A 13,200-nucleotide genomic window follows, 5' to 3' on the forward strand; every position below is an offset into this window, starting at 1 on the left:
GGGCTGCTTCGATCAGAGGTAACGGCGCATCTGCCCGACCAGTACGCCCTGGATGCGGAGCCGGTCCGGGGCGACGAAGTGGGGCGCATAGGTCCGAGTCTCCGCGTGCAGCAGGACGACATTCGGGGTCTGCTCGATACGCTTGAGGGTGGCTTCTTCGCCATTGATCAGGGCCACGAGGATCTCGCCGTTGCGGGCATGGTCGCGCGATTCGATCACCACCCAGTCGGGGTCGATGCGAACGACCTTGATGCACTGATCATCCCGGGCGGCATGGCACCCGACAAGATGCGGAGGCATCGGGCAATGGTCGATCTGGTGTGCGCCGTGCACCAGCGTGGCGGGCTGGTGGCCTGGATCTGTCACGGTGGCTGGATGGCCGTATCGGCCAACATACTGGCCGGGCGGCGGGTGACCTCGTTCCATTCGATCCGTAACGATATGGTCAACGCGGGCGCCGACTGGTTCGACGAGGAAGTCGTGCAGGATGGCAACCTGATCAGTAGCCGCACGCCGGATAACTTGCCTGCATTTTGTCGGGCGTTGCTCGAAAAACTGGGATGATTCCCCCGCACATACAGCAGAGGGCTCTAGTTTGAGCCAGCAGGCCCGAGTCCCGGATCAATGCTTCCGCTAACGGATGTATTGGGGCGTGTTCAGGGCGCAGCTTTATATGCTGCGGATCCTTGGTTCGCAGCGGACCCATGCAATTCACGAAGAACAAGGAGACGGACGAGATGAGTGATCGCGAACAATACGTCGAGAAGATGAAAGCGAAAATTGACGAGTGGAACCACGACCTGGGAAAGCTGGAGGCGAAGGCCAAGCAGGCGGATGCGGATCTGCGCGCCAAGTACGAAGAGCAAATCCAGGAACTGCGTAAACGGCGCGACGAGGCCGAGGATCGGCTACGCCAGGTGCGCGAGGCGAGCGAGGATTCGTGGAAGGAGTTGCGGGAAGGAATGGAGTCCGCCTGGGATGACATGGCAAAGGCCCTACGGAACGCTTCGGAACGCTTCCGGTAAGAACGAGGCCTGGCGAAATGGAAACGGTCGCGCGAGCCGCGTCGCCGCCCCGATCGCCTTTTCTTGCTCCCCGGCCCAGTGCCTGGCACTGCCAGAGGCATGGCCGCGAGTCCGTCCCGGGGGCGGTGCGTCCCCCGTGGGGGAGGTCGCTTCGGTGGGTTCAGCCCAGCGTGGTGTGGCCCGCGCCTGCTGGTTCGCGAATAACCGCCATACTCGTGGGCGTCCGCCCTCGGCGTGGTGTTTCCGAGTGTGGAACGGGTCCGCACCGCAGTAAGCGGTGTCTGGTGCGGATCAGAAAGAAGACAGCCCGGTCGCCTCCATCATCCGGTAGCGCCAGTAGCGCAGCCGGGAGTCGTCGGCATATTCCTGGTAGGGGAGGCTGTGAACCCGGCCCGGCTCGTTGTGCCAGCGGGTATCGAAGAATTGGGCGGCATCGGCGATAACCGGAGTCCCGGCCTCGGCCTGAATCTGCACGTTGGTCTCCAGGTTGAAATTGTCCAGGTTGCGCCGGGTGAAGTTCGCGGAGCCCGCAAGCAGCGTGGCATCTCCATCGCGAGGACGATGCAGGAGCATCTTCGCGTGGCACTGCTCGCCCTGGGTATTGCACCAGCGCACCGAGACGCCCCCGGCGTTCAGTTCCAGCGCCACTTGCCGGTTGGGTAGTCCCTGCTTTTTCCGGCCGAATGCATCACGGTTCGGATCGAGAAGCACCCGCAGGTCGACGCCGCGCTGCTGCGCGGCCAGAAGGGCTTTCACGATGGCCCGGTGCGAGAGGTAAAACATCCACAGGTCCAGCTGGTCCCCAGGATCCGCGGCGTCAATCATCTCCAGGGCGGCGTCGCGGATCCGTGACTCGGTCAGGACTCGGATCCGGACGGGCGAATCGACGGCTCCGTTCGCTTCCACGCGATCCGGAAGGGCCGTTCGGGTTCCATTCGAGAACTCTGCGACCGCGCGCTCGGTGTGCAGCAGGTCGATGGCCGCGGCGCCCCGGAAACGCACGGCGATGTTGTCGTGCCGGCTGCTGGCGTCATGCGGATTCCCCGAGGTCACCAGTCCGGTCCAGCCGTCCGGCCCATCCGTGACCAGCGTCTTGCGGTGGTTCGCCTTGAAGTTTAGAAGCGCAAGGTACGTGCGCAGGGTGACGGGTGTATCGCCCACCGGGTTCGGGAGCCAACCACCATGCGAACTGTTGCCGAACCACTGACAACAGATGCGCCAGGTGGCCGACCACAGGGGGTTGGGATCGCGCAGGGCCCGCAGATCCGTTTCGATCACGGGGATCCCCTGCGCCTCCAGCCGGGAGAGCAGGGGCTGCTTGATGCCGCCGTAGAGGGTGTTGAAGGGATCGGTGATCAGCAGCGCCTCGACCCCGGGGCGTTGTGCGTGCCACTCCGCCAGTCCGAGGACGAACTCGCTTGAGAGTGGACGATGCGCAGCCTCGGACGTCGCCGCAAACTGGTTCACCAGAAAGAAATCCGCGACGACCAGCGACTGCGCCTGTCCGATCATCTCCAGGGCGGCATCGAATATCTCCTGCTCTGTGTGCTGATTGCCCTGCGTGTCCGTCCACGTGGCATCCGCGAGGAACTCGACCCCCTCGGCGGGACGGTAGGGCGTGGCGACATCGAGTCCTTCGGGAAGCGGCTTGTACAGGTGGTAGGCGCCGGTCGAGAGGTAGACAGCCAGCAGCCCAAGCAGGAACCAGCGCCCGCGCCTCATGCGCAGCCCGAAGCGCCGGCCAGGGTCGAACGCGGCAGCGTTCCGGTCCTGGCACCATCCCCGATCAGGCCGTGATCCTCGATCGGCACATAGCCGTCCAGAGGTGGCGGGGGCATCTCAGAGACGTTCAACGGGACCCCTCCGATGGTGGGCTACACTGATGTCAGGGAACCCGCCCGGCTGCGGTGGCGGGTGGCCCCTGAAGCGCAACTGCTCGTCCGGTCGGTAGGACCGCGTAGCGGCTGCCTAGAGACTGGGGTTTGGTGGCGAAGTTTGTCAATGCGCAGGCGGGTGCCTGGACGCCAGTGCCGGACAAGTGGTCTCGCGATCCCGGCTTCGGCGAGAGCATCGCCGCGAACGGTGTGATGCTGGAAAAGGCCCGGGACGCCGGTGTGGAGACCGGTCTCGGCGGTCGGGCCCCGAACGACTACCCGGAGTTCGCCGCGTTTCGGGTGGAGCAGGGGATCGAACGCATCCTGGTGAGTGTCCGGACAGCTTCATGGTGGTGAAGCGGAGGGCCGCGTAGGCCGAATGCACAGAGGAACTCGCAGCCGATGAGGGGGGCGCTACGCCGATACCCGGATTCGGTACTTGAGAACATCCGCGCGCAATCACCGGAGGAAATACGATGCAACCGATCGTCACGCTCACGATGAATCCCGCACTCGACGTCAGCACGTCGGTGGAGGAGGTGGTCAGCAAACACAAGTTGCGCTGCTCGGGCGGCCGTTTCGATCCCGGTGGCGGTGGCGTCAATGTCGCCCGCGTGATCGAGCGTCTGGGAGGCGAGGCGACGGCGCTCTACGCCGTGGGCGGCCCGATGGGCGACGTGTACCGCGGGTTGCTGGAAGCCGAGTTGGATGGGGCACAGCCGATTGAAATCGAGGGCAGCACCCGCCAGAGCTTTAATGTGACCGAGGAGTCGACCGGCAAGGAATATCGCTTTGTTCTGGAGGGTCCGGAGTGGCAGGAGAAGGAGTGGCGCGGGGCGCTGGATCGTGTGGAGGAGGCGCTTTCGGGGGGTGGCTATCTGGTGGTGAGCGGCAGCCTGCCGGAAGGGGTCCCGGATGATTTCACGGCCCGGGTGGCACGGCTGGCAAAGCAGGCAGGGACCCGCTGTGTTGTCGATGCTTCCGGCGCCTCCCTGGAGGCTGCGCTGGATGAAGGGGTCTTCCTGGTCAAGCCCAACAAACAGGAATTGCGCCAGCTAACCGGGGCCGATCTGGATTCGCGGGAAGAGCAGGAGGCCGCGCTGCAGAAGATCCTCGACGCCGGCGGCTCGGAGATCGTCGCGCTGAGCCTTGGCGGGGAAGGGGCGCTGTTTGCCTCGTCCGAGGGTGTTTTCCATCTTCCCTCGCCAGAGGTTGAAGCCCGCAGCGCGGTGGGTGCGGGTGACAGCTTTGTGGCCGCCCTTGTGCTCAGACTGGCGGCTGAAGAGTCACTCGGGGATGCAGCCCGGTATGCCGTTGCCGCGGGTGCCGCCGCGCTGTTGAGCGAAGGAACCGTGATGTGCCGTGCAGAGGATGTCGAACGGTTGTTTCGGGAGACTGGTGGTGAAGACCACGGTCGGTCCGGTTCGGATGATCTCCCATAACCGGTAGAAGTCCGCATGAAAGACGGCCTGGAAACAGGCGATCCTCGTTGAAACACCCGCGCCTTGGGGCGACCCAGGCCCGGGGCGTGTGCCCTGATCTCCGGGCCGGGGATGATGATCAGCCGCTTGGCGAACTCGATTGGCTAATCACTCTGAAAAACCCCGTTCAGCACGACAGTCGGGGTGCTCATTATCTGCGCGAGGGTGATATCCGTGCCGCGTGGCGGCGGCAGGGTTTCATCGAAGATCAGGGTTTCTTGGCGAAATCTTTCCATGCGTATGATGAGAGTGGGGGTTGCCTGTAGGCGCCGCCATTCGACCGAGGGATTTCATGCAGCGGGAGGCCCGCATGAAGGATCAGGCGGAACGAGGGGCAAACACCAGGGCCGTGCTGTTCGATATGGACGGGGTGGTGACGGATACGGCACGCGCCCACGCCGCGGCCTGGAAGCGCCTGTTCGACGAGTTCCTCGAGGCGCGCGCCGAGCGTTTCGGAGAGACGTTCGAGCCCTTCGACGCCGATGCGGAGTATCGCCGGTATGTGGACGGGCGCCCTCGTGCCGAGGGCATCCGCACGTTTCTTGACGCGCGCGGCATCGAACTGCCGGCCGGCAGCGACGAGGATGGCCCGGAGGCGGAGGCGGAGGCGGAGACGGAGACGGTCGCGGGCCTGGGCCGGCGCAAGAACCGGTATTTCCATGCCTGGCTGGAGGCGAACCGGGTGCAGGCGTTCCCGGGCACCCTGCGGCTGCTGGACGCACTGCGCCGAGGCGGGATATCGACCGGCGTGTTTTCCTCCAGTCGCAACGCGGAGGCCGTCTTGCGCAGCGCCGGCTTGCTCGACGCCTTCGACGTACGGGTGGATGGCAACGAGCTGGCGCGGCTGGATATCCCCGGCAAGCCGGATCCGGCGATGCTGCTGGAGGCGGCGCGGCGACTGGGCGTAGCGCCGCAGGAATGCGCGGTCCTCGAGGATGCGGGCAGTGGTGTCAAGGCGGCGGTGCGTGGCCGCTTTCGGCCCGTGATCGGCATAGCCGGTCCCGACCGTGCCGATACCGTGCTCGAGCTCGGCGCCGACCTGGTGGTTCGCGATGCCGCCGAGCTTCGCTACAGTCGTGCCGCCGGACTGACCCGACGCACGCTCGTCGATCTGCCCCGTGCCCGGGATCGCGAGAGCGAGATGTTCGCGCGCCTGCAGGCCGCGCGTCCGGTGGTGTTCCTGGATTACGACGGCACCCTGACGCCGATCATCGAGGATCACACGCAGGCATGGCTGGCCGGCGACATGCGCGCGACGGTGGCGGCGCTGGCCCGGCACTGCAGTGTGGTCATTGTGAGCGGTCGCGATCTGATGAAGCTTCGGGAGCTGGTCGCCCTCGACTCCGTGTGGCTCGCAGGCAGCCACGGCTTCGAGATCGCCGGTCCGAAGGACGACGACCGAAGTCTGGAGAAGGGCGGTGAGTTCCTCCCCGAACTGGATGCGGCGGAACAGGAATTAACGCAGCGGCTGGCCGGGATCGAGGGCCACATGGTGGAGCGCAAGCGCTTTTCCATTGCCGTGCATTACCGGCGTGTCGCCGCCGCGGAGGTGGATCGGGTCGGCGCGATCGTCCGCGAGGTGCTGGAGGCACACCCGAAACTGCGTCTCGGCCACGGCAAGAAGGTGCTGGATATCGGTCCGGGCATCCGCTGGAACAAGGGCGAGGCCGTGCGCTGGATTCTCGGCGAGGTGGACGGCCCGGGCGAGAACCTCGTGCCGGTGTATGTCGGCGACGACCTGACCGATGAGGACGCCTTCCGCGCGCTTGCGGGGGAGGGTATCTGCGTAGCGGTGCGTCACGACGAAACCCGGGCGACCGCTGCCGACTGCGTGGTGGATGACGTCCTCGGCGTGAAACGTCTGCTCCAGTCCCTGACCGGGATCCTGGCGGCGCGCGTCTCCGATGCCGCGGCGGATACACGGGAAAAGGGAGGCTGGGTGTTGCGCTACTCCGGCTACCGTCCCTGGCAGGAGCGTCTGCGCGAGGCGCTGTGCACGCTGGGCAACGGGTATTTCGCGATGCGGGGTGCCGCGCCGGACGCGTGGGCGGATGACGTGCATTACCCGGGCACCTATCTCGCCGGCGGCTACAACCGCCTGATCAGCGAGGTGGCCGGTAGGAAGGTCGAGAACGAGGACCTAGTCAACCTACCCAACGCCTTGCCGCTGACCTTCCGCGTGGATGACGGCGACTGGTTCCGGCTTGACGACACGGAGATCCTGTCGTTTGCACAGGAACTCGATGTTGACCGCGGCCTGTTGCTGCGCAGCCTGCGTTTCCGCGATCCGGCGGGCCGTACCACGCAGTGGCGCGAGCTTCGGTTGGTCAGCATGGATAACCCGCACCTCGCGGCCCTGTGCGTGGAGCTGACCGCGGAGGACTGGTCGGGACGGGTCACCCTGCATTCCGCGCTCGACGGCGGGGTGGTCAATGATGGCGTGGCGCGCTACCGGGGGCTCGAGAACCGCCATCTCGAGATTCTCGAGGCGGACCACCGGGGCGACGACACCCTGTTTCTTCGGGCCCGGACCAACCAGTCCCGGCTCGACATTGCGCAGGCCGCCCGCACCCGTGTGTACCACGAAGGCGTGGAGGCCGGGGCCGAGCGCCAAACGCTGCGGGAGGCGCAGGGCGTGGCGCAGGAGATCATCCTCGATCTGCCGGAACGCGCGAACCTCCGGATTGAGAAGGTCCTCGCGCTGTACTCGTCGCGTGATGCCGCGATCGCCGAACCCGGCATAGAGGCCCTCCGAACCCTCGGCCGTGCCGGTGACTTCGACGCCCTTCGCGCCCGCCACGAGATGGCCTGGCGCCACCTGTGGAGGGAATGCGACATTGCGCTCGAGGATGACGCGGCGCCGGATACCGAACTCAAGCTGCGGATGCACATCTTTCACCTGCTGCAGACCACCTCGAAGCACTCGGTCGATCTCGATACCGGCATCCCCGCGCGGGGCTGGCACGGCGAGGCCTACCGCGGACATGTCTTCTGGGACGAGTTGTTCATCTTCCCCTTCCTGAACCTGCGTATTCCGATGCTGACCCGGGCGCTGCTCCGCTACCGCTATCGCCGCCTCGGGGAGGCCCGGCAGGCGGCGCTTGAGGCCGGCTATCGGGGCGCGATGTATCCCTGGCAGAGCGGCAGCGACGGACGCGAGGAGACGCAGCGACTGCATTTGAACCCGACTTCGGGGCGGTGGCTCCCGGATACCTCCCACCGGCAGCGGCACATCAACTCCGCGATCGCCTACAACCTGTGGCAGTACTTCCAGGCCACCGGTGACCAGGAGTTCATGAACTTCTACGGGGCGGAGATGCTGTTGGAGATCGCCCGGTTCTGGGCCAGTGCATCGGTCTACAACCCGAACCTGGACCGCTACGAGATCAAGGGCGTGATGGGGCCGGACGAGTATCACACCGCGTATCCGGACGCCGACCCCGAGGCCCAGGGCGGGGTGGACAACAATGCCTACACCAACGTGATGGCGGCCTGGGTACTGACCCGCGCGCGGGACGTCATCGACCTGCTTCCGGAGATCCGCTGGCGGGAGCTGCGGGAACGTGTCGGCCTGGACGACGCGGAACTCGATCTCTGGGACGAGATCAGCCGCAAGCTGCGCGTGCCGATGGACGCGGACGGGATCATCTGTCAGTTCGAGGGCTATGAACAGCTCGCAGAGTTCGACTGGCAGGAGTACCGGGAACGCTACGGTGATATCCAGCGCCTGGACCGGATCCTGGAGGCCGAGGGCGATTCGTCAAATCGCTACAAGGTCTCAAAGCAGGCCGACGTCCTGATGATGTTCTATCTGTTCTCGGCGGAGGAGCTGGCGATGCTGTTCGAACAGCTCGGCTATCCGTTCGATCCGTCGATGATCCCGCGCAACGTCGATTACTACCTGGCCCGCACCTCGCACGGCTCGACCCTGAGCCACGTGCCGCATTCCTGGGTGATGGCGCGGTCTGACCGCTCCCATTCCTGGGATCTCTTTCAGCGCGTCCTGGACAGCGACCTAGAGGACATCCAGGGCGGTACGACGCCCGAGGGCATCCATGTCGGCGCGATGGCCGGGAGCGTCGATCTGGTTCAGCGTTGCTACCTGGGGATCGACATGCGGGGTAACGTGCTCCACTTCGATCCGGTGTTCCCCCCGGAACTGCACTGCGTGAAGGTGCGATTGCATTACCGCAACCAAACGCTGGAGGTGGAGGCCACCCGCGAGTTGCTGGAGATCCGCAGCGGTGCCTATACCACCCACTCGATCATGGTGGCTTACCGCGGTCATTACCGGGAGTTGGCGCCCGGCGACGACTGCCGCTTCCGGCTGCTGAAGCCGGAGGAACGCGTGCGCGACGAGAATCGCACCGGCGGGGTCGAGCCCGACGCGGCACATTGATCCGTGTTTCCCTGGAGGTTTCCGACATGAATGCCCAGACCGTCGACGAACTCTTCGCCTCGCAGTCGCCGGAGGAGGGGCAGGTGGCGGTGGTCGCCATGACCCGCGATGGCCTCGAAACCACTTCGCGGGCGGATCTGCTCGAGCGAGCCGGGCGTCTGGCGGCCGGACTCCGGGAGGCCGGCCTGGAACGCGGAGACCGGGTGGGGCTGTTCGCCCCGAACAGCCCGGAGTGGGTCATCGCCGCGCTGGGGGTGATGAACGCGGGGGGCACTGTGGTTCCCCTGGACACGCAGATGCCCTCCGAGGATCTGCAGCACGCCCTGTCCGATTCGCGGCCGCGCTTCATCTTCACTACCTCGAGGCTGGAACAGCGCCTCCCGGCTGATTTGGGTGAGGGGCGCACCTGCCTCTTTGATGCCGAGCCGGAGGCTTCCAAGGCGTGGGAGGGGCTTCTGAAGCAGGATGCGGCATCGTCGGTTGCGCGACACGACGATGTCGCGGCGGTTTTCTACACCTCCGGTACCACCGGACCGCCGAAGGGCGTGCCGCTGACCCACCGGAACCTGACGAGCAATGTCGAGGCGCTGTGTGCGGAGGAAATCGCGGACCATCGGGACCGGGTCCTGGTCCCTCTGCCGTTCCATCATGTCTATCCGTTCACCGTCGGCATCCTGGTCCCCCTGACCCTCGGGGCGCCCATCATCGTGCCGTTCTCCCTGGTAGGGCCGCAGATCGTGCGCGGCCTGCGCGGCGGCGAGGCAACGGTGATGCTGGGGGTGCCGCGCCTCTACGAGGCCGTGTGGAAGGCCCTGGAGGACCGGGTTGCGGGGCGTGGGCGGATCGCGGCGCTGTTGTTCCGGCAGATGCTGCGGCTGTCGAAACTGGCGCGCCAGCGATTTGGACTGCGCCTGGGCCAGAGGCTGTTCAAGGGCCTGCACCAGCGGCTCGCCCCGCGCCTGCGCCTGGTAGTCGCCGGGGGTGCCGCGCTCGACCCCAACCTCGGGCGCGATCTGCAGGCGTTGGGCTGGGAGTTGGGTACCGGCTACGGTCTCAGCGAGACCGCGCCGATTCTCACGTACAACCCCCCGGACCGGTTGCGACTGGAGGCTGCGGGGCTGCCCTTGCCGGGCGTCGAGCTGGCCATCGACGACACTGATTCCCGCGACGGCCGCGGCGAGGTGATGGCACGCGGCCCGAACATCTTTGCCGGCTACCTGAATCTTCCGGACAAGACCGAGGAGGTCCTCGACGAGGACGGCTGGTTCCGCACTGGGGACACGGGCGAGATCGACGACGATGGCTACCTGCACCTGCACGGTCGCGAGTCCTCGATGATCCTGCTCTCCGGGGGCGAGAACGTCGACCCGGAACGGGTAGAGGGCGCCCTGCAAGGCATTGACGCGATCCGCGAGGCCGGCGTGCTGGCGCATGACGATCGCCTGGCGGCGGTCGTGGTTCCGGAGTCGCGGCTGTTGCGCGAGGTCACCGGCGAGGACCTGGAGAAACGGGTGAAGGATGCGGTCAAGCGCGCGGCAGAGGAACTGCCGAGTCATCACCGCCCGGGCGTGGTGCGCATTGCGCTCGATCCCCTTCCGCGTACGCGCCTGGGCAAGCTGCGCCGGCACAAGCTCGAAGAGCTCTTCGAGGAATTGGGCAAGGAAGATGCCGTTTCCGAGGCGCGACCAAAGCCGGTCTCTCCGGAGTCGATGGCCCCCGAGGACCAGCAGCTGCTCTCGGACCCGGGCGCCGAACGTACCTGGAACTACCTCGCCGAGCGCTTTCATGATATCCGCGTTACGCCCGACAGTAGCCTCGCCGAGGAGCTCGGGATCGATTCGCTCAGCTGGGTCGACCTCACGCTTGCGCTGCAGGATCGCGCCGGGATCGACCTGGATGATTCGGCGATCGAACGCGTCGAGACGGTCCGGGATCTGCTGCAGGAGGCGGCCGGGGCCTCCGAAGCCAAGGAGGGTCGGGGCGAACTGAAGGCGCAGCTCGTAGATCCGGAAGCGCTGCTCGTCGAAGACCAGAAAAAGGACCTGGAGCCCCCCGGCGCGGCCCGCCGTGTGATCGGCGGCCTGCTGCTGGTTTTGGCGCGGCTGCTCTCGCGGTTGCTGATGCGCGTGGAGGTCCAGGGCAGTCTTCCAGCCGACGGTCCTTACCTGCTCGCCCCCCGCCATCTGAGTTTCGTGGACCCCCTGGCGCTACTGCCCGCCCTGAGCAGGCAGGATCTCGAGTCGCTGTACTGGGCCGGTCTGGAGGACTACTTCTTCTCCAACCGGGTATATGGAGCCCTCAGCCGCACCGCGCGCGTCTTGCCGGTCGACCCCGGGTCCGCGCCGCGCCGGAGCCTCGCTCTGGCCGCGGCGAGCGTGAAGCGGGGCAACAGCCTGATCTGGTTTCCGGAAGGCCAGCGCTCCCTGGACGGCACGCTCCAGAGACTGCGGCCCGGTATCGGGCTCGTCCTCGCGGCACAGCCCGTACCGGTGGTGCCCGTGTGGATCGAGGGCACGCGCGAGGTGCTGCCGCCGGGCAAGCATTTCCCGCGTTTCGGCGGAAGGGTGCGCGTGGTCATTGGGGAGCCGGTCCTTCCCGCGCATTACGGCACCGACGAGCGAGAGATTGTCCGCACCCTGCAGTCCGCGCTGGAGGAACTGGGCGCTGCGGCAGAACCCGGCAGGTGACCACTACGTTGACCGATAGGGTGGACGATCTCCCGTAACCGGTGGACGTCAGCATGAAAGACGGCCTGGAAAGAGGCGATCCTCGTTGAAACCCTGAGCCGTGGGGCGAACCAGGCCCTGTGTGTCCTGATCTCCGGGCCCAGGATGATGATCAGCCGCTTCGCGCACTCGATTGACGGATCACGCTGACAAACTCCTCTCGCCACGACAGTCGGGCCGGTCATCGGGGCGGCCCCCGAGCTTGCTATCTGGTAGGCAGCATCTAATCTCGGAGTAATGCCCTCATGTGACAGGGCGAGCGTTTTGGCCAGCCCGGCTCTGTACTTCCTGCACTTGGTCTGGTGCAGGCCAAGGCGATTGTGTTCTGTACCACTTCGCCGTGGAGGATTTTAAATGGCCAAGAATATTTTCATCGTCGGGGCCGACCCGTTTAACATGAAGAAGATCAGGGCGGTCGACATCGGCATCGACTACAGACTCCATGAGCTATTGAGTTTTGATGAAGTAAAAGCCAAAGGGTTTTATCCTGTCGAAGAATGCCTTGGCAAGGCACGAGAACGTCTACAGGAGTTCGACGGTTCGATCGACGGAATTCTCGGTTATTGGGATTTTCCAGTGACCACGATGGTGGCGATCCTCTGCCGCGAATATGGACTTTCCTCGCCCTCGCTCGAGAGTGTCCTCCGCTGCGAGCACAAATACTGGAGTCGGCTGGAACAGCACAAAGTAATCCCGGGCATGGTCCCGCGATTCGATGTCCTGGATCCGTTCGATGATGCCGCCATCGACGCTATGGACGTTCCCTTTCCCTTCTGGATCAAGCCAGTTAAGGGGATGGACTCGCTTCTTGCATTCAGGGTGGGCAACCGGCGCCAGCTGAGCCATGCCATTGGCCAGTTCCGCGCGCGCATCGATCGGATCGCCGGACCCTTCGACCAGATCCTTTCGTATGCAGATCTCCCAGAGGAGATTGCCGCCATCGGCGGCCGGAACTGTATCGTTGAACAGGCTGTTGGCGGGCGCCAGTGCACGATAGAGGGTTACGTGTTTGCCGGCAAGCCGCAGCATTACGGGATCATCGATTCGATCAATTATCCCAACCGTTCGTCGTTTCTTCGCTATCAATACCCGTCTAGCCTTCCGAAGCGGGTGAAGAACAGGATCAGTGAGGCAACCAACAAAGTATTGCTACACTTTGGCTACGACAGTGCGACCTACAACGTGGAATTTTTTTACCGGCCAAAGACCGAGGAGCTCACGTTGCTGGAAGTCAATCCTCGATTGTCACAATCACATAGCGATATGTTCGAAAAAGTGGATGGGGCTTCCAATTTCCAGATCATGCTTGAACTGGCATTGGGAAGGGCACCGGATTTACCGTTACGACGCGGCCGTTATGGGTGTGCCGCGAAGTTTCACGTGCGCGTGTTCGAGGATGGCATCGCCACGCATGTTCCCAGCGCCGGCGATATCGAGCGTATCCAAGAGGAATTTCCGGATACCCTGATCGAGCTCAAGGTCGAGCAGGGGACGCGGCTCTCGAGCCTGCTGGAGCAGGACAGCTACAGCTACGATATCGCTCATGTCCATACGGGCGCAGAGGATCGCAAGGCATTGCTGGAAAAATACAACCGTATTCTGCAGGCCCTGCACTTCGAGTTCGGTTCTGTTCCAGAGATATCAGGCGAGGCCCCGGAGGTGCAGAATGCTGTGTCCTGAGATGCGGCCTTCGCT

Annotated in this window: 9 protein-coding genes and 1 pseudogene; 7 read left to right on the plus strand and 3 right to left on the minus strand. The window is 64.9% G+C overall.

Features of this window, described 5'->3' with window-relative positions:
* Positions 1-12: 12 nt before the first annotated feature.
* A pseudogene (locus tag G315_RS13660) lies at positions 13-237 on the minus strand (LexA family protein); the annotation flags it as partial.
* Between G315_RS13660 and G315_RS13665 the strand changes: the two are divergent.
* Positions 199-564 (plus strand): DJ-1/PfpI family protein, encoded by a 366-nt coding sequence (locus tag G315_RS13665; RefSeq protein WP_081624438.1) that lies wholly within the window; start codon positions 199-201, stop codon positions 562-564. The pseudogene G315_RS13660 and the gene G315_RS13665 overlap by 39 nt on opposite strands.
* A 140-nt stretch (positions 565-704) precedes the next feature.
* Positions 705-1,025, plus strand: a complete 321-nt coding sequence (locus tag G315_RS0100740) for a hypothetical protein (RefSeq protein ID WP_019611675.1) — start codon at positions 705-707, stop codon at positions 1,023-1,025.
* 291 nt (positions 1,026-1,316) lie between these two features.
* Here G315_RS0100740 and G315_RS0100745 read toward each other — a convergent pair whose 3' ends face one another.
* Both G315_RS0100745 and G315_RS14780 read right to left on the minus strand, forming a co-directional pair.
* Entirely contained in the window at positions 1,317-2,747 is a 1,431-nt protein-coding gene (locus tag G315_RS0100745) for a phospholipase D-like domain-containing protein (protein WP_019611676.1), read from the minus strand.
* Positions 2,744-2,878, minus strand: coding sequence for a hypothetical protein (locus G315_RS14780; protein ID WP_255349435.1), 135 nt, complete (start codon positions 2,876-2,878; stop codon positions 2,744-2,746). Before G315_RS14780 ends, G315_RS0100745 begins: the two co-directional genes overlap by 4 nt.
* Positions 2,879-3,010: 132 nt before the next feature.
* Here G315_RS14780 and G315_RS0100750 point away from each other — a divergent pair, with 132 nt between their 5' ends.
* From G315_RS0100750 to G315_RS0100770, 5 genes are all read left to right on the plus strand, one after another.
* The gene (locus G315_RS0100750; protein WP_231370694.1) at positions 3,011-3,256 is read left to right on the plus strand and encodes a hypothetical protein; all 246 of its coding nucleotides are present in this window, start codon (positions 3,011-3,013) and stop codon (positions 3,254-3,256) included.
* A gap of 119 nt (positions 3,257-3,375) precedes the next feature.
* Entirely contained in the window at positions 3,376-4,341 is a 966-nt protein-coding gene (locus G315_RS0100755; RefSeq protein ID WP_019611677.1) for a 1-phosphofructokinase family hexose kinase, read from the plus strand.
* Positions 4,342-4,672: 331 nt separating this feature from the next.
* Positions 4,673-8,779 carry a trehalose-phosphatase gene (gene otsB, locus G315_RS0100760; RefSeq protein WP_026338791.1) on the plus strand — a complete coding sequence of 1,369 codons (4,107 nt, stop codon included), beginning with the start codon at positions 4,673-4,675 and terminating at the stop codon, positions 8,777-8,779.
* A gap of 26 nt (positions 8,780-8,805) precedes the next feature.
* Positions 8,806-11,466 carry an AMP-binding protein gene (locus tag G315_RS0100765; RefSeq protein WP_018145776.1) on the plus strand — a complete coding sequence of 887 codons (2,661 nt, stop codon included), beginning with the start codon at positions 8,806-8,808 and terminating at the stop codon, positions 11,464-11,466.
* Between the two features lie 393 nt (positions 11,467-11,859).
* The gene (locus G315_RS0100770) at positions 11,860-13,185 is read left to right on the plus strand and encodes an acetyl-CoA carboxylase biotin carboxylase subunit family protein (RefSeq protein ID WP_018145775.1); all 1,326 of its coding nucleotides are present in this window, start codon (positions 11,860-11,862) and stop codon (positions 13,183-13,185) included.
* Positions 13,186-13,200 lie beyond the last annotated feature (15 nt).

Origin of the sequence: Thioalkalivibrio sp. AKL7, from assembly GCF_000381705.1 — a bacterium.
Classification (GTDB): domain Bacteria; phylum Pseudomonadota; class Gammaproteobacteria; order Ectothiorhodospirales; family Ectothiorhodospiraceae; genus Thioalkalivibrio; species Thioalkalivibrio versutus.